We start from the raw sequence: 21,630 nt of genomic DNA, 5'->3' as shown, positions 1-21,630 counted from the left end.
AGGCCACAATAGTGTGACCTGTTTTGTGATAATCTTAAATTAAGATTATTTATTGATTATTTTGCAGCTGCTTGGGCTTGCTCAATCCAACCATCAAAGGTTTTTTGATGTGCTTTGATCCAAGCATTAGCATGGCGCTCAATATCTGCTTGTGATTTTTGACCATTATGCATACGTAAGTTTTGCGCATTAATATCGGCAACAGACACTTTCATGACTTCAAAGAGTTTTGCCGCAGCAGGGTTTTCTTCAGCCCATTTTTTATTTGCTGCGATGTGCATGGTACTTGGCGGGAAGCCATAGTTTTTACCATTTGCTAATGTGGTATCAGTTTTATCATCACCTGGTAATGAAGAAAACGGTACTTGTAGCCAAACAACATCTTTACCCGGTTTTAATACATCACTTATCCAGTAAGGTGTCCAAGTGTAATAAAAAATGGGTTTGCCTTCTTTATAGCGAGTGATGGTATCAGCCATCATTGCCGCGTAATTACCTTGGTTGTGTGTAACCGATTTTTCCAATCCATAGGCTTTTAAGTGATTGTTGATAGCTTCTTCACAACCCCATCCCGGATTACACCCGGTTAAATCGGCTTTGCCATCACCATTGGCATCAAATAATTTAGCAATTTTAGGATCTTTTAATTGCTCAATATTTGTAATGTTATATTTTTCTGCTGTTTTTTTATCAATCAAGTAACCTTGAGCCGCATTAACGACATAATTCCCTTTACGATAAAAAGTATTATCACCTCCCGCCGCGGCATATTGTGAGTTATGAAGAGGAACCCAACTGACGGCCATAAAAGTTGCATCACCATTGGCGATAGAGGAGTAAGCAACGTTATAGTCAACTTCTTTTATTGGCTGAACAGTGTAACCTAATTGTTCTAGTGCTTTGTTAACGATTAAAGTTTGAAAGGTTTCTTCAGAAATCGTACTTTGCACAGGTTGAACCGAAATCCCTTTTCCAGGTAAATCAGCAGCGGATAACTGGGTGCTTATCAGTGTGGCGGACAATACGGTTGCCCAGAGAACTGGATTACGCATAGTTTTTCCTTCTGTTGTTATGGTAAGAGATAAATAGTGACAGCAGAGCTGCCACTTCTATTTCTTATATTGATTGAACGTGATGTTCTTTATTGATTTTTTAATTAATAGTGTAAATGTTTATTACGATGCTTTTTTGCCAAAGAGTCGGCAAATTAAGCCGATAGGCCCTGTCATATACCAGCATCGATTACCTTTATGACGGCTGTTTTGGCCTAAAGATTGTGTTAATCGGTCAAGGATAATGGCGAGGATAACAATACCTGCGCCTCCTACGGCAGCAAGACCCATATCAAGACGACCTATGCCACGTAATACCATTTGACCTAATCCACCAACGGCGATCATTGATGCAATAACAACCATTGAAAGTGCTAACATCAGTGTTTGGTTTACACCCGCCATAATCGTTGGCATGGCAAGCGGTAATTGCACTTTAAATAACATTTGGCGAGGATTCGCACCAAATGATTGTGCTGCTTCAATTAAATCTTCAGGGACTTGTTTGATCCCCAAAATGGTCAATCTCACAATGGGAGGTAAAGCAAAAATAATGGTGACCACAACGCCGGGCACGTTACCAATACCAAATAACATGACGATAGGAACTAAGTAAACAAACGCAGGTGTTGTCTGCATTGCATCCAGTAAAGGCCGAACAATTTTGGATGCTCTATCACTGTTAGCTAGCCATATTCCTAATGGAAGCCCGATAATAAGACAAAACAGTAATGAAGTGAGTACTAATGCGAGGGTCACCATGGCTTCGGACCAAGCACCAATCGCACCAATGAGTATTAATGAGATAAAAGATGCGATACCCATGGCTTTACCTGAAAGTTGCCATGCAATCAGAGAAAACAGAATAATGGCGATAGGTGCAGGCATTGAGGTTAAGAAATTTTCAAAACCGCTTAATACCAAATCAACAGGTACACGAATACCTTGGAAAACGGGACGAAAGTGCAACACAATCCAGTCAATCGCATCGGTAACCCATGAATCTAATGGGATCAGCGTATTGTGAAACGGATCCATTAGATTGAATGAATCTGGTGTAACATCTGTTGGTGCTGCATCTAGCCAATCACTGCCTGTGGATGAGGTATCGATATTTTCAGTACTACCACCAGCGCCCCATGGATCGGCATCTGTTGATGTACTGTCAGTACTGTTCCAAGGATCGCTTTCTGTTGTGATTGTATCAGTTGTTGTCCAAGGATTATCACTGGCGTTATTGGTTGTCCCTTGTGTTGTCTCACTTGTTATGGTTTCTTGGATATCTGCATCCAAAGTCGTATTTTGATCTGTTGTATTACTCATTTGGCGTCTCCTTATCCAGTGCTTGTAGTAACATTCCTTTAGAAATTAAGCCGATATAACGATTTTTTTCATCAATAACAGGAATAGCACAGGGAGATTGTGCAACAGTTGAAATCAGCTCGTTTAATGGTGTATCACCATTAATGGCGCAAGGCTCAGGTAAAATAGCTGACTCAATAGGTTGTTTATTTTTAAGTGCCTCTTCAAGAGACGTAATGGAAACGATGCCAACAAATTTTCTTCCCCGTTCAATGAGATAGCCAAAGTTTCTATCTTCATCTTCGAGTACTTTCAAGGCGGAGCGTGGGCCAAAACCAGGAGCTATATGCAGTAAGGTTTCTGGGCGACGTTTGGCAATATCTTTTGCGCTAAATACGTGGCTAATATCAACGCCACGGAAAAACGTACGCACATAATCATTTGCTGGATTGTTGAGTATTTCATCCGGTGTTCCCGTTTGGACAACAACGCCACCTTGCATAATGGCAATTCGGTCGCCAATACGCATAGCTTCATCCAGATCATGGGAGATAAACACAATGGTGCGTTGTTTATCGCCTTGTAAGCTTAATAACTCATCTTGCATTTCTGTACGAATTAGTGGATCAAGTGCTGAAAAGGCTTCATCCATTAACAATATATCAGGATCATTAGCAAGCGCCCGGGCAAGACCGATACGTTGACGCATCCCCCCAGAAAGCTCATCAGGCCAAGAATTTGCGTAACTGCCTAAATTGACTTGCTCTAAGGCATCCATGGCTTTTTTATAACGCTCGTCTTTGCTTAAGCCAGCGAGATCCATGCCAAATGCTGTGTTATCAAGCACGTTCATATGGGGCATTAATGCAAATGACTGAAACACCATACTGATTTTTTTACGACGTACTTGTCGTAATTCTTTATCCGACATGGTAGCAATATTTTCACCATCAATAAGCACTTCTCCTTTTGTTGGAGAGATCAGACGATTGAGAAGGCGGACTAGAGTGGATTTACCTGAACCGGATAATCCCATAATGACAAATATTTCGCCTTCTTCAATTGCCAGATTTGCATTTTGAACACCCACCGTAAGCCCCGTTTTATCAAAAATCTGATCTTTATTCATACCAGATTCTAATAATTCAAATGCGCGTTTAGGGTGTTCACCAAATACCTTGTAGAGGTTTTTTACTTCGAGTTTAATTGCCATGCAATATATAGTTTCCTATTTAAATATTGAAAGGAATAAATTAAATATTAATTAATAAGTGTTGTTGTTTTTCCTAAATAAGATTTTTAGTAAGGAAAATACCCTACCACAATGATTGAGTCTGGCAACCCTATGTTAATTATAATTAATTAAATAATTTAGCTATATTTTCTTTATTTCAAATATGATTAATAATTAAATAAAGTGAAAAAAAGAAAATTTATTAAAAGATGAATTTTACTCTAACCAACTGAAATAACTTTATTTTTAGAAATATTGTTATTTTTATTAGGAACTCAATAAAAGGAATGTTTAATATCAAAATAGAGAGAAAAAAAAGATGAAAAATAAATGAAAAAAAATCCAAATACATTAGGTTATTTAATGTTTTGTGTGTAACAATAAGGTTTATCTATGGGCGTTAAGCTAAAATCATTCGAAAAAAATTGATTTTTTGACAACATTGAACGGCAAAAATTAATTGATTAGATTATTTAATAGACAAATAAAAATACACCAAAAAATAATCTATATTTTTCAGTGTATTATGTTTTATATCCAATACATAATTAAATTGAATGTATTTGGCTATTTCTCTTATCTTTAATGAGGCTAGTAAATCTTAAAAATCCCAATCATCATCTTCAGTGTTAATGGTTTTTCCAATAACATAAGATGAACCTGATCCAGAGAAGAAATCGTGATTTTCATTTGCATCTGGTGACAATGAAGAAAGAATTGCAGGACTTACATCAGTTATCTCATCAGGAAATAAAGCTTCATACCCTAAATTCATTAATGCTTTATTTGCATTATAATGAAGAAATTTTTTAACATCTTCAGTCCAACCGACAATGTCGTAAAGATCTTCAGTATATTTCACCTCATTATCATATAAATCTAATAATAATGAAAAAGCAAAATCTTTAATATCTTGTTTCTCTGTTTCCGATTTATTTAATAACTGATTTTGAAATTTATAGCCAATATAATAACCATGAACGGCTTCATCTCTAATAATAAGGCGAATTAAATCAGCTGTATTGGTTAATTTTCCTCGACTTGACCAATACATTGGTAAATAGAATCCTGAATAAAATAAAAAGGATTCTAAAAAGACGCTGGCAATTTTTTTCTTTAAAGGATCTTCATCTTGATAATAACGCAAAATAATTTCTGCTTTCTTTTGTAAGTAAGGATTTTCCTCACTCCAACGATATGCTTCATCGACATCAGTTGTTAAGCAGAGTGTAGAGAATATGGAACTGTAAGAGCGAGCGTGAACCGCTTCCATAAAACAGATATTAGATAACACGGCTTCTTCATGAGGCGTGAGTGCATCAGGCATTAAAGTTGGTGCGCCTACGGTGTTTTGGATGGTATCAAGTAAAGTGAGTCCGGTGAAAACACGGATTGTCAGTTGTTTTTCAGCCGGTGTCAGCGTGTTCCATGAGGGAATATCATTAGAGAGTGGAATTTTTTCAGGTAACCAAAAATTCATGGTTAAACGATTCCAAACTTCTAGATCTTTTTCATCTTCAATGCGATTCCAATTAATCGCATTAACTTGGCTTAATAAAGGTGATGACATGCTATGTTCTCCTTATTGTTATTATTAAAGTGCACACGAAACACAGCCTTTGATTTCAGTACCTGCTAATGCAGATTGTCGGATACGAATGTAATACAAGGTTTTAATACCTTTACGCCATGCATATATTTGTGCTTTGTTAATATCTCGGGTTGTTGCTTCATCAGAAAAGAATAATGTGAGCGATAAACCTTGGTCGATATGTTGAGAAGCTTCAGCATAGGTATCGATTATTTTTTCAGCCCCAATTTCATATGCATCTTGATAATATTGACGATTTTCATTGGTCATAAAGGGGGCTGGGTAATAAACACGCCCAATTTTACCTTCTTTTCTAATTTCTATTGGTGCAGCAATAGGATGAATGCTTGATGTAGAGTGGTTGATATAGGAAATAGATCCTGTCGGCGGTATCGCTTGTAAATTTTGGTTATAGATCCCATGCTTCATAATTGATTGCTTGAGAGTCTGCCAATCATCTTGAGTTGGAATATGAATATTAGATTGGCTAAATAGCTGGTGGACTTTTTGAGTTTTAGGTAACCATTGTTGTGATAGATATTTATTAAAATATTCACCCGTTGCGTATTTTGAATTTTCAAAACCTTTAAAGTGCTGTTTTTTTTCAATAGCTAATTGATTTGACGCTAATAACGCATAGTAAGTGACAGTATAAAAATAGATGTTAGTAAAATCTAACGCTTCTTCAGAGCCGTAATAGATCCTTTCACGTGCTAAGTAGCCATGTAGATTCATTTGTCCTAAACCAATGGCATGAGAAGCGAGATTACCTTTTTCAATAGAAGGAACAGACTCAATTTTTGTCATTTCAGAGACATTACTTAATGCCTTAATTGCGGTGCTGATGGTATGTGCAAAGTTAGGCGAGTCCATTGCCATAGCAATATTCATAGAACCTAAGTTACAACTGATATCATGACCTATATGGCGATAACTTAAGTCAGGATGATATTCACTAGCACTGTTGACTTGTAAAATTTCAGAGCAAAGATTACTCATGTTAATTCTACCAGCGATAGGATTGGCGCGATTCACTGTATCTTCAAACATGATATAAGGATAGCCTGATTCAAATTGAATTTCGGCAAGTGTTTGGAAAAACTCTCTCGCTTTAATTTTCTTCTTACGAATTTGTGCGTTATTTACCATTTCACTGTATTTTTCACTAATACTGATCTCTGACATAGGTACGCCATAAACACGCTCTACATCATAAGGAGAGAAGAGATACATATCTTCATTACGTTTTGCTAATTCAAAAGTGATATCAGGGATAACAACACCTAATGAGAGTGTTTTTATTCGGACTTTTTCATCCGCGTTTTCTCTTTTTGTATCAAGAAAATGGTAAATATCCGGATGATGAGCATGAAGATAAACAGCACCAGCGCCTTGCCTTGCACCTAATTGATTAGCATAGGAAAAAGCATCTTCAAGCATTTTCATAATAGGAACAACACCAGAAGATTGATTCTCTATACGTTTAATGGGAGCGCCTGCTTCACGTAAATTAGTGAGCAAAAATGCAACGCCACCGCCACGTTTAGAAAGCTGTAATGCGGAATTTACTGATCGGCCGATAGACTCCATATTATCTTCTATACGTAATAGAAAGCAGGAAACTAATTCACCGCGTTGTTGTTTTCCGCAATTTAAAAAAGTCGGTGTTGCGGGTTGAAAACGACCACTAATGATTTCATCAACAAGATGAATAGCAAGGTCAGTATCACCTTGTGCAAGCGTGAGAGCCACCATACAAACGCGATCTTCATAGCGTTCAAGATAGCGCTCTCCATCAAACGTTTTTAAGGTGTAACTGGTGTAATACTTAAAAGCGCCAAGGAAAGATTGAAAGCGAAACTTTTTGCTATAAGCCTGTTTGAATAGTTGTTTGATAAAGGCAAATTCATACTGTTCTAACACTTGAGCTTCGTAATAGTGTTGTTGGACTAAGAACTCTAATTTTTCTCTTAGATCATGAAAAAATACCGTGTTTTGATTTACATGTTGACGAAAAAAATGGTGTGTCGCCAATTTGTCTTTATCAAATTGAATATTACCTTGCTCATCATAAAGATTTAGCATGGCATTCAGTGCATGGTAATCCAGTTGTTCTGTTGATTGTGTCATGTTAATTATCTCATGGCGCATTGGTCAGTCAGGCTTGACCAAAATGTGCTTAAACCTGTTTTTACGCGCTTGACATCTTCTTGCGTACCTAATAATTCAAATCGATACATAAAAGGGATGTGGCATTTTTGTGCAATAATATCGCCCGCTAATCCGTAAGCTGTACCAAAGTTAGTATTTCCAGACGCAATGACTCCACGTATTAATTGGCGGTTTTCAGGAATATTTAAGAACTGAATAACCGCTTTAGGCACTGCACCTTTAGCACCACCGCCACCATAAGTTGGGCAAAGCAATACAAAAGGCTGCGTTGCAAGCAATGTTTCATCTTCACTAATTCTGGTCGCCTCTAAATTGAGCTTTTGTACAAAACGATGGCTGTTTTCAGAGCGACTTGAAAAATAGATCAAAGGTGCAGTTTGCATGAAATGCTCCTTTAGAGCGTGATCTGTCTGATTTTATCAGGGCAGAAACCCGACCAATGTTGTTCACCGTGAACCACAACAGGTACTTGGCGATATCCCATTGAAACAATGTGAGCGAGGGCTTGTGTATCTTTGGTGAGATCAATGGCAACAAACGGAATGTTTTTCTGTTTTAAAGCACGCTCTGTGGCACTGCATTGAACGCAATTCGGTTTGGTATAGAGGATAACAGACATAAAAATAACCCTTATAAAAATATGGATGCGTCTGTTTTCACATCCATAATGAGAAGTGTTTAAATACTATATATGGAGTTATTTTTTATCAACCACACAATATATGGTGGTTTTTATTTTTGATAATGATTATCATTAAAATTAAGTAGTTAGTGCGCTAATTTTATTTTTAGATCGTTCGATTGATCAATTTTTATTAGATATACGAGTAATTAGATGATTGCTTTATCAATCGAGCATGATTTAATCTTGTGGCTAAAGACAAATCAGCAGAGAAAACATTATGTATCAAGACTATCTCAATGCTCCTAAAAGCTTTCCAAAACCCTATATCTCTATTACTGCAAATGAAAAAGGGATCACGAGCCTATATTTTGTGAATGACAAAGAGGTTGCTGTAAATTCAAGCCCCGTGATTAATCAATGTATACAACAATTAAAAGAGTATTTTACAGGGAAGCGCACAACGTTCTCTCTACCATTAGCACCAGAAGGAACTGAATTTCAAAGCCGTGTTTGGAAAACATTACAGACAATCCCTTATGGCGAAATTTGGAGTTATAAAAAATTGGCGCTTACATTAGGTTCGATAAATTATTGCAGAGCGGTAGGAATGGCTAATTCACGCAATCCAATTTCTTTAATTATTCCTTGCCACCGAGTTATTGGTCATAACGGCAAGTTAGTCGGCTATACTGGCGGATTAGATATTAAGCGTTGGCTACTTCAATATGAAAAAGTAGAATTTGATGAATAGTTCTGATTGTAAGTATTAAGTATTGTTTCTTAAGTGAACTATGCGTTAAGGCATGGGATTTGTCTGAATATTAATCATTTGGCAGAAAAAAAATGTGAGTTTCGTGATCTAGACTGTGGACAGGGAATCATCATTTTTGTTTTACTATAGCTAACGCAAAACGCTTGCGTTTATTTTCTATTTTAAAGGTAAACTTGATGTCTAAATTAAAAGGTAACGTTAAGTGGTTTAACGAAACTAAAGGTTTTGGTTTTATCACTCCAGAAGATGGCAGCAAAGATGTATTTGTACACTTTTCCGCTATTACATCAGAAGGCTTTAAAACCCTTGCTGAAGGTCAAAAAGTAGAGTTTGAAGTTACTGACGGCGCGAAAGGGCCATCTGCTGCAAACGTTGTCGCTATCTAATTAACGACTTCTTTGAGACAGTAAAAACCCGTTGTTTAACGGGTTTTTATATTCTGAGTATTACATTTCTCGTAATAACCAAAACGCAAATGCGGTCATTAAAAATGAACCCGCTAAGTTAGCACCCATCGTACTTAGCGCCCATCCTATCTTCCCTTCAGTTAAGAGTGCGACAACTTCGACAGAAAAGGTTGAAAATGTTGTCAGACCGCCACAAAAGCCCGTAGTTAGCATAATTTTCCAAATAGGATCAATATTTGGGGCTTTGCTAAACCAAGCGATACCAAAGGCAATAATAAAAGCACCAATACAGTTAGCAATAAAGGTGCCTGTGGCAAAATGAGGAAAAATAGAATTTAGGCGGTAGCTAATTAGCCAGCGTAATACGCTACCTAAACCACCACCTATAAATACAGCAATTGCAATATTAAGCATGAGAAATTAATTGTTATTTAACCTCAATCCCCTGAGCTTGAAGATCTGCATGATAAGAGGAGCGAACAAACGGCCCACAAGCAGCATGGGTAAAGCCCATCGCGAGTGCTTGCTCTTTCATATATTCAAACTCGTCAGGACTGACGTAGCGTTGAACAGGAAGATGGTGACGACTTGGCTGTAAATATTGCCCTAAAGTCAGCATCGTTACCCCATGTTTACGCAGATCACGCATAACGTCAATAATTTCTTCGTTGGTTTCCCCAAGACCGACCATTAAACCCGACTTAGTGGGAATATCTGGGTGAGCTTGCTTAAAGCGCTCTAACAAAGTCAATGACCATTGATAGTTAGCACCTGGACGTACTTGACGGTAAACACGAGGAACGTTCTCTAAGTTATGATTAAAGACATCAGGTGGTGTGTCCGTGAGGATCTCAAGTGCTTTATCCATACGACCACGGAAATCAGGAACTAATGTTTCAATACGGATGGTTGGATTTTTTGCTCGAATTGCTGCAATACAATCCGCAAAATGCTGAGCACCGCCATCACGTAAATCGTCACGGTCTACGGAAGTAATTACGACGTAGCGTAATCCCATATCTTTGATTGTTTGAGCGAGTTTCTCAGGCTCTTGTGGATCGGGCGCATTTGGTCGGCCATGAGCGACATCGCAGAATGGGCAACGGCGTGTACAGATTGCCCCTAAAATCATAAAGGTTGCCGTTCCATGGTTAAAGCATTCTGCAAGGTTAGGGCAAGAGGCTTCTTCACAGACTGAATGAAGACCATTTTTACGCATCGCTGCTTTGATACCCTGTATTTTACTTGAGTCAGCGGGTAGCTTTATTTTCATCCAATCAGGTTTGCGTAGCAGTTGTTCTCGTTCTGTAGCGACTGTTTTAACAGGAATAAGTGCCATTTTATCGGCGTCGCGATATTTAACTCCGCGTTCCATCTGAATAGGTTTACTCATAATTGTGCCAGTTCCAGTTATCTAGAGTGATTAACACGATGTGACTGAGGTAATCAGGGTTTTAAAAAAATATGATAAATGTTAAAAAAATTATAGCATTTTTATTGCTGTGGTTGAAATCCTAGATGTGTACAAAAATGCTTAACTAATAACGGTGCTACCTGTGTCGTTGTCGTATTCGGTGCAAAATCAATTAACTGCGTCATTTTGAGATCAGAATAACCACAAGGATTTATTCGTGCAAAAGGGGATAAATCCATATCGATATTGAGCGCAAGTCCATGAAAGGAGCAACCTTTACGAATACGTAATCCTAAAGAGCAAATTTTATCACCCTTCACATAAACACCGGGCGCATCAGCACGAGCATAAGCCTCTACATTAAACTCTGCCAGTGTATCAATAACAGTGTTTTCAAGAGCAGTGACTAATTGACGAACACCTATATGATTGCGTTTTAAATCAATTAAAACATACATCACTTGCTGACCAGGACCATGATAAGTCACTTGACCTCCACGATCAGACTGAATAACAGGGATAGTCCCTGTATTTAATAAGTGTTCTGCTTTACCTGCTTGGCCTTGGGTAAAAACCTGTTCATGTTGAACGAGCCATATTTCATCAGGAGTATGACTTTCCCGTTTTTCCGTAAACTGATGCATAGAATCAGAAACCGGTAAATAGGGTTTCACACCTAATTGGCGAATAATGATTGTCTTGTCTTGCACCGTGAAAATCTTCATTTGTAGCGTAATTGTGAAGGGCAGTATAACGCCCCAGCAAATGAACTACCAGATTGAGATGTTTTTTTTCCAAGGTTGAGATAAAAATGAGGAGATGTAGAAGAAAAAGCGCCTTAATGAAAGGCGCTTTTAAAAAGTCATCGATTAAAAGAAAAGGTTATAGAACCATACGGACTAATTCAAGTTCACCTAATTCTTTATATAACGTTTCTACTTGGTCGATATGAGTTGCGTTGATGGTAATAGAAACAGAGTGGTAATTACCTTTGCTACTTGGTTTCACTGAAGGTGTGTAATCACCAGGAGCATGGCGTTGAATGACTTCAACAACTTGCTCGACTAATTCAGGTTTTGCATGACCCATCACTTTATAAGTGAAAGAACATGGGAACTCTAACAACTCGTTTAATTTTGTTTTCATCATAATGTAATTCCTTAAGACAACAGGTGCTGTTGTTTTAATAATTTATTTCTACACCTAATCTTAGCAAATAAAAAGCGCATTCCTTATATAATAAGGAATGCGATACTGGTAATTAGGGTAAATATAAGAGTGGTAAATGTGTCTTTGCCAATATCTGTATAAAAGTTATATGTGGCCACATTTACCTTTTTCAAGTCTTAGCCAAACCAGTGTGAGAATAATAATTTGATATAGTCGATAATACGGCTAAAGAAACCACCTTCTTTTACTTCATTCATCACAACAAGCGGGCGCTGTTCAATAACTTGTCCATCAAGTTGGAAATTAATTGTTCCTACAACTTGGTTTTTAGTTACTGGTGCATGTAATTCTACATTATCAAGAACATAGCTTGCTTTTAAATCTTTTAAACGGCCACGAGGAATAGTTAAATAAACATCTTTATCTACCCCTAATTGTACTTTATCTGTTTCACCATACCAGATAGGCTCTGCCGCAAATTCTTTACCCACTTGCAATGGTTTTACGGTTTCAAAGAAACGAAAACCCCAAGTAAGCAGTTTTTTACTTTCGGCATCACGGCCTTTAGGTGAGTGACCGCCCATAACGGCAGAAATTAAACGCATATTGCCTTCAGTTGCAGAGGCGACAAGATTATAGCCAGCGGATGCAGTATGACCTGTTTTAATACCATCAACGTTTAAACTGGTATCCCACAACAAGCCATTTCGGTTAGTTTGGCGGATATTGTTGTAAGTGTACTCTTTTTCTTTATAGATGGCATATTCATCCGGTACGTCGCGAATTAATGCAGCACCGATTAGTGCCATATCACGAGCCGAGCTGTATTGTCCCGGGGCATCAAGACCATGAACGGTTTGGAATTGTGTATTTTGTAAACCTAGACGTTTAACGTAATCGTTCATCATAGTTACAAATGTATCTTGGCTGCCTGCAACATAAGAGGCCATTGCGACACAAGCATCATTACCTGATTGTAAGTTAATACCACGTGTTAACTGTGCAACAGTAACTTGATCACCTGGTTTTAAGAACATTAAAGAAGAGCCACGAAAAATAGGATTACCCGTTGCCCATGCTTCTTCACCAATAGGTACAATATCGCTATTAGATATTTTACCAGCCCGAATAGATTGACCAATAACATAGCTGGTCATCATCTTGGTTAAACTAGCAGGATCACGGCGAACATCAGCATTCATTTCAGCCAGTACTTTCCCAGAATTATAATCAATCAGAATATAAGATTCGGCTTCGATACTAGGAACAGCGGGTATCATTGTTTTTAGGGAATCTTCTGCAATACCTTGATGACTTACTGCGAGTAAGGCAAAAGTGGCACTTAATAAGCTTGTTCTTAGTAATTTTGCTGGGAGTATCTGTTTCATTCTGTTTGTTTTATCCAAAATTCAGGGAAAAATAGGAACCGATAAATAAAATATCAGCAAATCCGGATGATTCTACGCTTGAATTTGCTGATATAAAAAGAATTTTACGTAACATTATCTTTTATTGGGTAATAATAAACCCAGTGACATTTTTAACTTGTTTTAGCTTGTTTTTTATCGTTTCGGCTTGCTCTTTAGATGAATAAGGGCCGAGTTGTACTTTATATAATCCATCTGTTTTATTGATCACACCTTGTGTGTTAAATAATGACGATAAATCATTGAGCAAAAACTGTGCATTATTTTCGTTACTGAGAGCGCTGACTTGGACATAAAAACCTTGTGCTATGGAATTTGCCGATAATGCTGGTTTTGATGTTTTTGTTTCCGTCTCTACTGGCGTTGGAACTGGCACTGGAGTTGACGTTTTTGCTAGAACTGGAGTTGGGGCAGATGGCTCAACTGGCATATTGTTGTTGGTAGGCGTTGATGTTGTTAATGGCGCAGGTGCAGCGGGTTGAGCATTAAAATTAGGGCGCTCAGGTAATGCCGTTGTTTTCTTTTCTATTTGCGCACCATGTGTACCAATACCGCTCATATGGCCAGTTTGATCAACAACAATCCCTTCAATAAGTAATGGGGTTGTCGGCATTAAACGTAAGCTATCAGAAACCGCAGGAGTGACTTGGATTTGTTTTCCATTAACATAAGGGCCACGGTCGTTAATGCGTACAACCATTGTGCGTCCATTGATCAAGTTTGTGATTTTCGCATAGCTTGGGATCGGTAATGTAGGATGCGCAACGGCAAACTCATAGGGATTAACGCGCTCACCAATGGTAGTTAAACGGCTCATCGCTAAACTATCATAGACAATCGCTTCTCCTCGCTCACTGAAATTTGCTGGATCCGTCACGATACGGTAAATCACTCCATTTTTTCGGTAATCTTGATTTGCCGTAGGATGATAAGGCTCGTAACGTGGCTCTGCACCGAGAACACGTTGAGCTGGCACATTCGGTAATGGTGCTGGTTGTTTATTGGTATTTGGCTTATCAATAACACACCCTGACAGTAGCAATGCACTGATACCAATCAAAACCCATTGCAGACGCATAAAAACCTCGTTATAAACTTTTTGATAGTAGTTTTCGGTGTGTGTGAATCGACATCACGATACCAAACCCAGCCATTAACACAATAAGAGCCGAGCCTCCATAACTCATCAGCGGTAACGGAACACCCACAACAGGAAGGATGCCACTCACCATTCCTATGTTAACAAAGACATAGACAAAGAAAATTAGCATTAATCCACCAATCATGACTCTACCAAATGTGTTTTGTGCTTTCGTTGCAAGGTAAAGACCTCGCGCGATTAAGAGTATATAAAGAGTCAGTAGTATCAAAACACCAATTAATCCAAGTTCTTCAGCTAATACAGCAAAAATAAAGTCTGTATGGCGCTCTGGTAAGAATTCTAATTGAGATTGAGTGCCTTGTAACCATCCTTTTCCATGTAATCCACCAGAACCAATGGCAATTTTAGATTGGATGATATGATATCCTGCGCCAAGTGGGTCTGATTCGGGATCAAGAAGCATCATTACCCGTGCTTGTTGGTAATCATGCATGAGGAAAAACCAAAGTATGGGGATAAAGGCAGCAACAAGAATTATAGCCACAGTAATAAGACGCCAACTCATTCCGGCTAGGAAAAGGACAAATAATCCTGAGGCAGCAACAAGAATAGAGGTTCCTAAGTCAGGCTGCGCTGCGACTAATAAAGTTGGCACAAAAATAAGTACCAGAGCAATGGCTGTATTACGTAATGTCGGAGGGCACACATCGCGATTCATAAATCGAGCGACCATTAAAGGCACGGCTATTTTAGCGATTTCTGACGGTTGAAAACGCACAATGCCTAAATCTAGCCAACGTTGAGCCCCTTTACTGATTTGACCAAAGACATCAACAAGAATAAGTAAAATAACACAAAAGAAATAGAGATGCGGAGCCCAGCTTTCATAGACTCTCGGCGGGATTTGTGCCATGACTATCATGATCATAAAACCCATTGCAATCTGTCCTAACTTACGTTGCATCATTTCTGGATCTTGCCCACTGGCACTCCACATAATAAATGCGCTGTATCCTAATAAAGCAATAATACAAAGTAAGAATAGAGGATCGATATGGATCCGTGTCCAGAAGGATTTTTTCTTGTTATTTTCAGTCATAAGTATTATTCCTCTGAACCACGCGGTGCTGGTGGAGACGCTGGCAATACCGTGTTGTTATCACCAAGGAGAATATGGTCAAGAATTTGTCTTGTAATATCACCAACAGAAGGGCCGGCACCGCCATTTTCTAGAATAATAGAGATGGCTATGGTTGGGTTATCATAAGGTGCAAAGGCAATCATCAATTTGTGGTCACGAAGATGTTCAGCCAATTGGCTCGCGTTGTAGGTTTCGTAACTGAACACCTGCGCAGTCCCCGATTTTGCAGCGACTTTATAAGGCGCATCAGCAAAACTTCGGCGACCTGTACCATTTGGGAAGTTAGCCACACCATACATACCGTGTTTTGCTAATTCCCAATAACCGGAGTTGATATCACCAATTTGGCGTGTTTCCTTATCAACATAAGGCACCATTTCATTGCCAAGTTTTGTACCGTAAAGCAGGTGAGGGGTTTTAACTTGGCCGTCATTAATCAATGTCATTAACGCTTTCGCCATTTGAATGGGGGTTGCTGTCCAATAGCCTTGCCCAATTCCTACAGGGATTGTGTCACCTTGATACCAAGGTTTTTTATAACGTTGCTGTTTCCATTCACGTGTTGGCATGATCCCATTACGCTCTTCAGATAAATCAATACCTGTATATTCACCATAACCAAAGCGACTCATCCAAGTTGATATGCGATCAATCCCCATATCATAAGCAACTTGGTAGAAGAAGGTATCGGCAGATTCTACGATAGACTTTGTAACATTAAGTTTTCCATGTCCCCAACGTTTCCAATCTCGATAACGTTTTTCAGATCCCGGAAGTTGCCACCAACCGGGATCATGAATTGTTGTATTGGCTGTAATGACACCTTCACTTAATGCCGCAACAGACATAAACGGTTTCACAGTTGATGCCGGCGGATAAAGACCTTGGGTTGTACGGTTGATCAGTGGTCTATCTGGGTTATTTAGTAACCCTTGATAATCGGTGTTCGATATTCCGCCGACAAATAAGTTAGGATCATAACTAGGGTTTGATACAAGCGCTAAAATTTCACCATTACGAGGATCGGTTACTACAACTGCAGCTCGACTTGTGGTGAGTAGTTCTTCAATATAGGTTTGCAGTTCAAGGTCGATGGTAAGATAGATATCTTTACCGGCCTGTGGCGGCTGTTCGTGTAATTGGCGAATAACTCGACCACGGCTATTAACTTCAACTTCTTCATAGCCCGTAGTGCCATGTAAAACAGACTCATAATAACGTTCGATGCCTAACTTACCGATATCGTGAGTCGCTGCATAGTTAGGTGATAAACCTTCTTTATCAAGGCGTTCAACATCTTTATCGTTAATTTTCGCAACATAACCAATCACATGCGTTAATGCTGAGCCATAAGGATAATAACGACGTTGATAACCTTTAATTTCTAAGCCAGGATAGCGGTATTGGTTGATAGCGAAACGGGCGACTTGTACTTGGCTTAAAGTTGTTTTTAAGGCAATAGAGCTAAATCGGCGCGAGCGCTTGCGCTCTTTTTCGAATGCAGCAATATCTTCATCAGTTAAGTCAATAACATCTCTCAAACTTTCAAGTGTTTCTTGTAAGTTTTCTACCTTTTCAGGCACAACTTCTAATTGATAGATAGTACGATTGAGTGCAAGAGGGATACCTTTGCGGTCGTAAATAATGCCTCTGCTCGGCGCAATTGGTACTAATTTAATTCGGTTATCATTTGAACGTGTTTGATAATCATCATGGCGAGTGATCTGTAAGTGATTGAGGTTAAAAACCAAAATACCACTCAATATAATAATTACTGAAAATGCGACAATCACACGACGGATAAATAACTTTGATTCCGCAGTATAATCTCGAAACGGGGTACGTTTTTTTCTTTTCATCCCATTTGACTTCACTTACTGACCCGCCAATTTATTGATTATTCACGATGATAAGGATGGTTTGTGGTAATGCTCCATGCTCGATAAAGGCTTTCTGCAACCACGACACGAACAAGGGGATGTGGCATTGTTAAAGGAGATAAAGACCAGCTTTGTTCAGCCGCAGCTTTACACGCAGGTGCTAATCCTTCAGGGCCTCCAATGAGTAAGCTGACATTTCTACCATCAAGTTTCCATCGATCGAGTTGTTCTGCAAGTTTTGGCGTATCCCAGCGAGCGCCAGGAATATCGAGAGTGACGATACGATTTCCTTTACCTACTGCAGCTAACATTTGTTCACCTTCTTTTTCGAGAATACGTTTGATATCCGCATTCTTTCCACGCTTGCCTGCGGGGATCTCGATAAGTTCTAAAGGCATGTCTTTAGGGAATCGATTAAGATAATCCATAAAGCCGGTCTGTATCCAGTCCGGCATTTTTGTACCAACGGCAATGAGCTGTAATTTCAAACTCAGCTCCAGAGTTTTTCAAGTTCGTACATACGGCGACTATCTTCTTGCATGACGTGTACCATGGCTTCACCAAGATCAACGACTATCCAATCAGAAACGCCTTGTCCTTCAACACCTAAAGGTTGTAATCCCGCTTCGCGGCAATCATCAACGAGATTATCTGCAACAGACATAAGATGTCTGCTTGATGTACCTGTACAAATAATCATGTAATCCGTTACACTTGATTTTCCGCGGACATCTAATGCAATAATGTCTTGAGCTTTAGAGTCTTCAAGTTTATCAATAATAAATTGCTGTAATTCAGAACCTTGCAAAAGGATCACCTTTAATCTAATGAGTTAATTCAACCGAAAAATAACATACTCGTGATACTTTAAGCTGCAGCGTTGTTGACTACATTTATTCGCACTAGTTATATACTTGGGTATACTTCTAGCGACTTACTCCAATGGTTGTCTAACTGCGCCTCAAATTATTTAGAATATGAATGCTATTTTAAAGGAATTTATACCAATAAATCTATTTTACTGGATGATTAATTCCAGTTAGCAATAACAAGAACATAAATCTCATTTTCTTGTTTTTCGACGTTTGATTTAGAAAAATTCATATATGTCCATTAACTGCGTCATAATAAATAACAAAAAGAAGGCAGATAAGAACTTTTCCATTTAGACGACAGTTTTACCTTACAGTTCCCTTAAGGGAACAGTGGGTGAGAATAACAGCTAAACCTCGTCTGTCAATGCTCATCAAACACCTAATTAGGTGTGTTTTTACTTTGTTAGGTTCAGATTATACCGTGTAATGCTCAGACTTTTTAATTGGAGAGAAAAAGAATGGAAAGAAAAGTGAATTATCTCGGGATATCTTCAGAAATTATGAGTAACAGCGATCACCAATTACAAGAAAAGTTAGCGTTACTTTGTCACACCATTAAAGATGAAAAAATAGACATTATGCAGATAGATCCCCAAAACAGAGATTATCTGTTGCCGATTTATGGTTATATCGGCAAAGCGGGAGACAGTATTGTTTCACCATCAAATTTTATTTTACCTCAATTAAGTCTTGAGCAACTTTTACAGCCTATTATTCTTGACCATTTTCTTACTCAGTTCTTTACACTATTCGATTACCAACAACAGGTTAGCCAATCATTAAGTAAAGGGGCTTTGATTAAGTTTCATAGTCGGTATAAATATTTAATTATGGCTTATTCTCAAGTAGCTTATCGAGAATTAGGGCGTTATATCGCTAATCTTTCTGATGAAATTTCTCTCGATGAAATAGCATCGAAATATCAACAAAAGCTAATGAGAGCATTAAGCGTTGCGCCAAATCGAGAAGGGCAAACGAATGCATTAATGCATATGGCTGGGTATTTTAAACGAGATTTGAGTTCGCAACAGAAACAAGAAATGTCACAGACAATTTTGTTATATCGTCAATGTGTTATACCTTTTTCCAAGCCTTATAACTTACTTCAATATTGGTTAAGTGTTTACCCTGATGATTATTTGATTCATCAACGCTACTTCTCACCTTATCCGCAAGCTTTTGATTATCTAAGAGAACAACTTTAGAAATAATAATTTATTTATAGAGTTGGTGTTGGCGGATATAGTTTTCAACAGCATTTGGTAGTAAATCGTGGCAATCTAATCCCGCTTTATGGCGGGCTCGAATATCTGTTGCTGAAATATTATAAAGAGGAGTATCAGCCAGAAAAATTTTTCCTGAAGGTAAGCAATGAATATCTTCTTGCTGTTTTGTTTGATGCTGGATTAACCAAGTTTGCATTTGTGTGTTTTCGAAATGCGTTTGATAACCGGGACGCGCGCAAACAAGCAAATGGCATACATCCAATAGTTCATCCCACTGATGCCATGTGTTAATTGAAAGCAATGAATCTTGACCAATAATAAAGGCTAAAGGTTGTTTATCGCCAATTTCTAGCCTGAAATCTCTTAATGTCTCAATAGTATAAGATGGAGTTGGTTTCTCAAGCTCACGGGTGTCCACTTTAAATGAGGAATAGGGTTCAAGAGCAAGCCGCACCATATCAAGACGTTGTTGAGAAGATGCCTCTGGTTGAGGGCGATGAGGAGGAATGTTGTTAGGTAGCCAAATCACCTCCTTTAAACCAATCAACCCTGAAAGTGCTTCTACAGGGCGTAGATGCCCATAGTGAATCGGATCAAATGTGCCCCCGTATAAGGCGATAGCTTGATTAATTAAAGGTGTGGCTTGATTAGTTTTAGGCATGACTTACAAATCCTTCTGGTAATGCTTTTCCACAGAGTAATAAACCTAATGCACTAAGTGATGGCCAAACGGTCTGACCATAATCTTGTTTAATGGTCATTTCTATATTGGCTAATAAGCGTATTGCGGTTAGTAGTTGATGCTCGGATAAACGCTGTAATGCCGCTGTGAAAATTGGGCGCCGGTTTTGCCAAATTCGATGTTTATCAAAAATTGTTTTTAACGAAGCCGTTTTAGATTCACGATGTAGCGTAATCAATTGCATTAACTCACGTTGTAATGTTCTGAGTAAAATAACAGGTTCGCTATCTTCTCTTTTGAGTTGTTGCAAGATATGCCATGCACGTTGTGTTTTTCCTGTCAGTAATGCATCAACCCAGTGATAAGGGGTAAAATGTGACGCGTCATTGACCGCTGCTTCTACTCTTGGAAGTGTTAGCTTACCATCAGGGTACAATAGAGAAAGGCGCTCGATGGCTTGTGCTAGTGCCAGTAAATTTCCTTCATAACAGTAGCAAAGTAATTGATTACCTTGTTCATCTAGCGCTAATCCTTTTTGTTTTGCTCGACGTGCAACCCAATTAGGTAATTTATCAAGCTCAGGTGTCAGACAAGACACATAGGTTCCATGTTGGCTTAATGTTTTAAACCATTCACTGTTTTCTTGGGCTTTTGTGAGTTTATTGCCACGTAAAATCAACAATAAATCTTGATGTAATTCTTGAGATAGGCGAGTGAGTTTCTCCGACATTACTGCATTAGGGCCATTTTCAGGTAAATGCAGCAAAAGAGATTGCCTTTGAGAAAAAAGACTGAGTGATTGACAAAGTGAGTAAATTTCATTCCAGTCCGTATTATTATCAAGGGTAAATTGATAATGTTCACTAAATCCTTGGGATTTAGCGACGGATTGAATAGCATCTTGAGACTCTTGGAGTAACAGAGGTTCATTACCCCAAAGTAGATAACTTTGACGCAGCCCCTCTTGGAGCTGCGCATTCAGTTGTTCTGGATATAAGCGGATCATTTGGCTGGTGAGATTATCTGTTTTGCCTGCTCAGTTTGTGCGGCTTTTTGGCGTTCAGCATTGTGAACAACCAATAATTTACGCACTAATATTGCTGTCGCTTGTTCACGCATCTCTTGCTTGATAATCTCATTTTCAGCATCTTTCGCTAATGCTTCTAATGGGTTATCGAAGAATGGGCGTGAAACCTGTGATGAAATTGGGTAAATCGTACCATCAGGCATAATCACTTGCGCATCAAGCACAAATGTTAACTGACGTTCTGCTGATTTACCGTCTTGATACACAGAAACGGTCTCTTTACTTTCTGATGAACCGACAATTTTAAGAATAGGGATATTCGCTGTTGGGTTTTCAACAAGCTGAACATCATTAAGTCTAAGTTGTTGACGCATTATACGAGATAATGGGCCATAAGGGTCACCAGAGCTAAGATAAAGCGTTTTTAATTCTGCTGGAACCTGAGTTTTACCCTGAAGGTGAAAACCACAGCCAGCGGTGATTAACACCGCTAAACCGAAAAATAGCGAAAGTAGATATCGCACTAGGCCT

The 21,630-nt window shown here is 38.6% G+C and carries 23 protein-coding genes; 3 read left to right on the top strand and 20 right to left on the bottom strand.

What is annotated here, in order from left to right; all coding sequences use genetic code 11:
* Nucleotides 1-56 precede the first annotated feature (56 nt).
* The 7 genes from proX to nrdH all read right to left on the bottom strand — a co-directional run bounded on the left by proX (nt 57) and on the right by nrdH (nt 7,970).
* Nucleotides 57-1,052 (bottom strand): glycine betaine/L-proline ABC transporter substrate-binding protein ProX, encoded by a 996-nt coding sequence (proX, locus tag QSH13_RS04060; RefSeq protein ID WP_109398192.1) that lies wholly within the window; start codon nt 1,050-1,052, stop codon nt 57-59.
* A gap of 123 nt (nt 1,053-1,175) precedes the next feature.
* Entirely contained in the window at nt 1,176-2,375 is a 1,200-nt protein-coding gene (proW, locus tag QSH13_RS04055) for a glycine betaine/L-proline ABC transporter permease ProW (protein ID WP_286038845.1), read from the bottom strand.
* Nucleotides 2,368-3,567 (bottom strand): glycine betaine/L-proline ABC transporter ATP-binding protein ProV, encoded by a 1,200-nt coding sequence (gene proV / locus QSH13_RS04050; RefSeq protein ID WP_109398190.1) that lies wholly within the window; start codon nt 3,565-3,567, stop codon nt 2,368-2,370. The genes proW and proV overlap by 8 nt, the downstream gene beginning before the upstream one ends.
* A gap of 622 nt (nt 3,568-4,189) precedes the next feature.
* The gene (gene nrdF, locus QSH13_RS04045; RefSeq protein ID WP_109398189.1) at nt 4,190-5,158 is read right to left on the bottom strand and encodes a class 1b ribonucleoside-diphosphate reductase subunit beta; all 969 of its coding nucleotides are present in this window, start codon (nt 5,156-5,158) and stop codon (nt 4,190-4,192) included.
* A gap of 24 nt (nt 5,159-5,182) precedes the next feature.
* Entirely contained in the window at nt 5,183-7,309 is a 2,127-nt protein-coding gene (gene nrdE, locus QSH13_RS04040) for a class 1b ribonucleoside-diphosphate reductase subunit alpha (RefSeq protein WP_109406519.1), read from the bottom strand.
* A 5-nt stretch (nt 7,310-7,314) separates the two neighbouring features.
* Nucleotides 7,315-7,734 carry a class Ib ribonucleoside-diphosphate reductase assembly flavoprotein NrdI gene (gene nrdI / locus QSH13_RS04035; RefSeq protein ID WP_286038844.1) on the bottom strand — a complete coding sequence of 140 codons (420 nt, stop codon included), beginning with the start codon at nt 7,732-7,734 and terminating at the stop codon, nt 7,315-7,317.
* 11 nt (nt 7,735-7,745) lie between these two features.
* Nucleotides 7,746-7,970, bottom strand: a complete 225-nt coding sequence (nrdH, locus tag QSH13_RS04030; RefSeq protein ID WP_109398186.1) for a glutaredoxin-like protein NrdH — start codon at nt 7,968-7,970, stop codon at nt 7,746-7,748.
* A gap of 283 nt (nt 7,971-8,253) precedes the next feature.
* On the opposite strand from nrdH, the gene QSH13_RS04025 reads away from it, so the two are divergent.
* Both QSH13_RS04025 and cspE read left to right on the top strand, forming a co-directional pair.
* Nucleotides 8,254-8,727, top strand: a complete 474-nt coding sequence (locus tag QSH13_RS04025) for a methylated-DNA--[protein]-cysteine S-methyltransferase (protein WP_109398185.1) — start codon at nt 8,254-8,256, stop codon at nt 8,725-8,727.
* 197 nt (nt 8,728-8,924) lie between these two features.
* Nucleotides 8,925-9,134 carry a transcription antiterminator/RNA stability regulator CspE gene (gene cspE / locus QSH13_RS04020; protein ID WP_023581133.1) on the top strand — a complete coding sequence of 70 codons (210 nt, stop codon included), beginning with the start codon at nt 8,925-8,927 and terminating at the stop codon, nt 9,132-9,134.
* A 60-nt stretch (nt 9,135-9,194) separates the two neighbouring features.
* On the opposite strand, the gene crcB is transcribed toward cspE, so the two are convergent.
* The 10 genes from crcB to rsfS all read right to left on the bottom strand — a co-directional run bounded on the left by crcB (nt 9,195) and on the right by rsfS (nt 18,106).
* The gene (gene crcB / locus QSH13_RS04015) at nt 9,195-9,569 is read right to left on the bottom strand and encodes a fluoride efflux transporter CrcB (protein ID WP_109398184.1); all 375 of its coding nucleotides are present in this window, start codon (nt 9,567-9,569) and stop codon (nt 9,195-9,197) included.
* A 13-nt stretch (nt 9,570-9,582) separates the two neighbouring features.
* Entirely contained in the window at nt 9,583-10,548 is a 966-nt protein-coding gene (gene lipA, locus QSH13_RS04010; protein ID WP_075671558.1) for a lipoyl synthase, read from the bottom strand.
* A gap of 101 nt (nt 10,549-10,649) precedes the next feature.
* On the bottom strand, nt 10,650-11,294 hold the full coding sequence (gene lipB / locus QSH13_RS04005) for a lipoyl(octanoyl) transferase LipB (protein WP_109398183.1): 645 nt from the start codon (nt 11,292-11,294) through the stop codon (nt 10,650-10,652).
* Between the two features lie 157 nt (nt 11,295-11,451).
* Nucleotides 11,452-11,715 (bottom strand): DUF493 family protein YbeD, encoded by a 264-nt coding sequence (gene ybeD / locus QSH13_RS04000; RefSeq protein ID WP_109398216.1) that lies wholly within the window; start codon nt 11,713-11,715, stop codon nt 11,452-11,454.
* 200 nt (nt 11,716-11,915) lie between these two features.
* On the bottom strand, nt 11,916-13,127 hold the full coding sequence (dacA, locus tag QSH13_RS03995; protein WP_109398182.1) for a D-alanyl-D-alanine carboxypeptidase DacA: 1,212 nt from the start codon (nt 13,125-13,127) through the stop codon (nt 11,916-11,918).
* A 121-nt stretch (nt 13,128-13,248) separates the two neighbouring features.
* Nucleotides 13,249-14,244: an endolytic peptidoglycan transglycosylase RlpA gene (rlpA, locus tag QSH13_RS03990; RefSeq protein ID WP_109398181.1), complete on the bottom strand. Its 996-nt coding sequence runs from the start codon at nt 14,242-14,244 to the stop codon at nt 13,249-13,251.
* A 10-nt stretch (nt 14,245-14,254) separates the two neighbouring features.
* Nucleotides 14,255-15,367 carry a peptidoglycan glycosyltransferase MrdB gene (gene mrdB / locus QSH13_RS03985; protein ID WP_099075876.1) on the bottom strand — a complete coding sequence of 371 codons (1,113 nt, stop codon included), beginning with the start codon at nt 15,365-15,367 and terminating at the stop codon, nt 14,255-14,257.
* A 5-nt stretch (nt 15,368-15,372) separates the two neighbouring features.
* Nucleotides 15,373-17,268, bottom strand: coding sequence for a peptidoglycan DD-transpeptidase MrdA (gene mrdA, locus QSH13_RS03980; protein ID WP_109398180.1), 1,896 nt, complete (start codon nt 17,266-17,268; stop codon nt 15,373-15,375).
* Between the two features lie 38 nt (nt 17,269-17,306).
* Nucleotides 17,307-17,777, bottom strand: coding sequence for a 23S rRNA (pseudouridine(1915)-N(3))-methyltransferase RlmH (rlmH, locus tag QSH13_RS03975; RefSeq protein ID WP_004246050.1), 471 nt, complete (start codon nt 17,775-17,777; stop codon nt 17,307-17,309).
* Between the two features lie 2 nt (nt 17,778-17,779).
* On the bottom strand, nt 17,780-18,106 hold the full coding sequence (gene rsfS, locus QSH13_RS03970; RefSeq protein WP_006537732.1) for a ribosome silencing factor: 327 nt from the start codon (nt 18,104-18,106) through the stop codon (nt 17,780-17,782).
* Nucleotides 18,107-18,622: 516 nt separating this feature from the next.
* Here rsfS and QSH13_RS03965 point away from each other — a divergent pair.
* A complete protein-coding gene (locus QSH13_RS03965) occupies nt 18,623-19,369 on the top strand; it encodes a YbgA family protein (protein ID WP_109406516.1) in 747 nt (248 codons plus the stop codon).
* 10 nt (nt 19,370-19,379) lie between these two features.
* Here QSH13_RS03965 and nadD read toward each other — a convergent pair whose 3' ends face one another.
* Genes nadD through lptE form a run of 3 tightly spaced genes read right to left on the bottom strand, consistent with a single transcriptional unit; the run spans nt 19,380 to nt 21,623 of the window.
* Nucleotides 19,380-20,051 carry a nicotinate-nucleotide adenylyltransferase gene (gene nadD, locus QSH13_RS03960; RefSeq protein ID WP_109398177.1) on the bottom strand — a complete coding sequence of 224 codons (672 nt, stop codon included), beginning with the start codon at nt 20,049-20,051 and terminating at the stop codon, nt 19,380-19,382.
* On the bottom strand, nt 20,044-21,078 hold the full coding sequence (gene holA / locus QSH13_RS03955; RefSeq protein WP_109398176.1) for a DNA polymerase III subunit delta: 1,035 nt from the start codon (nt 21,076-21,078) through the stop codon (nt 20,044-20,046). Before holA ends, nadD begins: the two co-directional genes overlap by 8 nt.
* Complete coding sequence (lptE, locus tag QSH13_RS03950; RefSeq protein ID WP_109398175.1) at nt 21,075-21,623, bottom strand: LPS assembly lipoprotein LptE; 549 nt, start codon at nt 21,621-21,623, stop codon at nt 21,075-21,077. The genes holA and lptE overlap by 4 nt, the downstream gene beginning before the upstream one ends.
* Between the last annotated feature and the right edge of the window lie 7 nt (nt 21,624-21,630).

The sequence above is a fragment of the Proteus faecis genome (assembly GCF_030286765.1).
Classification (GTDB): domain Bacteria; phylum Pseudomonadota; class Gammaproteobacteria; order Enterobacterales; family Enterobacteriaceae; genus Proteus; species Proteus faecis.
Note: the sequence above shows the minus strand (reverse complement) of the source record. Positions and strands in the feature narration are given on the sequence as shown.

Coding starts and splice junctions, on each gene's coding strand:
- proX (WP_109398192.1), bottom strand. CDS start 1,052: ATGCGTAATCCAGTTCTCTGGGCAACCGTATTGTCCGCCACACTGATA.
- proW (WP_286038845.1), bottom strand. CDS start 2,375: ATGAGTAATACAACAGATCAAAATACGACTTTGGATGCAGATATCCAA.
- proV (WP_109398190.1), bottom strand. CDS start 3,567: ATGGCAATTAAACTCGAAGTAAAAAACCTCTACAAGGTATTTGGTGAA.
- nrdF (WP_109398189.1), bottom strand. CDS start 5,158: ATGTCATCACCTTTATTAAGCCAAGTTAATGCGATTAATTGGAATCGC.
- nrdE (WP_109406519.1), bottom strand. CDS start 7,309: ATGACACAATCAACAGAACAACTGGATTACCATGCACTGAATGCCATG.
- nrdI (WP_286038844.1), bottom strand. CDS start 7,734: ATGCAAACTGCACCTTTGATCTATTTTTCAAGTCGCTCTGAAAACAGC.
- nrdH (WP_109398186.1), bottom strand. CDS start 7,970: ATGTCTGTTATCCTCTATACCAAACCGAATTGCGTTCAATGCAGTGCC.
- QSH13_RS04025 (WP_109398185.1), top strand. CDS start 8,254: ATGTATCAAGACTATCTCAATGCTCCTAAAAGCTTTCCAAAACCCTAT.
- cspE (WP_023581133.1), top strand. CDS start 8,925: ATGTCTAAATTAAAAGGTAACGTTAAGTGGTTTAACGAAACTAAAGGT.
- crcB (WP_109398184.1), bottom strand. CDS start 9,569: ATGCTTAATATTGCAATTGCTGTATTTATAGGTGGTGGTTTAGGTAGC.
- lipA (WP_075671558.1), bottom strand. CDS start 10,548: ATGAGTAAACCTATTCAGATGGAACGCGGAGTTAAATATCGCGACGCC.
- lipB (WP_109398183.1), bottom strand. CDS start 11,294: ATGAAGATTTTCACGGTGCAAGACAAGACAATCATTATTCGCCAATTA.
- ybeD (WP_109398216.1), bottom strand. CDS start 11,715: ATGAAAACAAAATTAAACGAGTTGTTAGAGTTCCCATGTTCTTTCACT.
- dacA (WP_109398182.1), bottom strand. CDS start 13,127: ATGAAACAGATACTCCCAGCAAAATTACTAAGAACAAGCTTATTAAGT.
- rlpA (WP_109398181.1), bottom strand. CDS start 14,244: ATGCGTCTGCAATGGGTTTTGATTGGTATCAGTGCATTGCTACTGTCA.
- mrdB (WP_099075876.1), bottom strand. CDS start 15,367: ATGACTGAAAATAACAAGAAAAAATCCTTCTGGACACGGATCCATATC.
- mrdA (WP_109398180.1), bottom strand. CDS start 17,268: ATGAAAAGAAAAAAACGTACCCCGTTTCGAGATTATACTGCGGAATCA.
- QSH13_RS03965 (WP_109406516.1), top strand. CDS start 18,623: ATGGAAAGAAAAGTGAATTATCTCGGGATATCTTCAGAAATTATGAGT.
- nadD (WP_109398177.1), bottom strand. CDS start 20,051: ATGCCTAAAACTAATCAAGCCACACCTTTAATTAATCAAGCTATCGCC.
- holA (WP_109398176.1), bottom strand. CDS start 21,078: ATGATCCGCTTATATCCAGAACAACTGAATGCGCAGCTCCAAGAGGGG.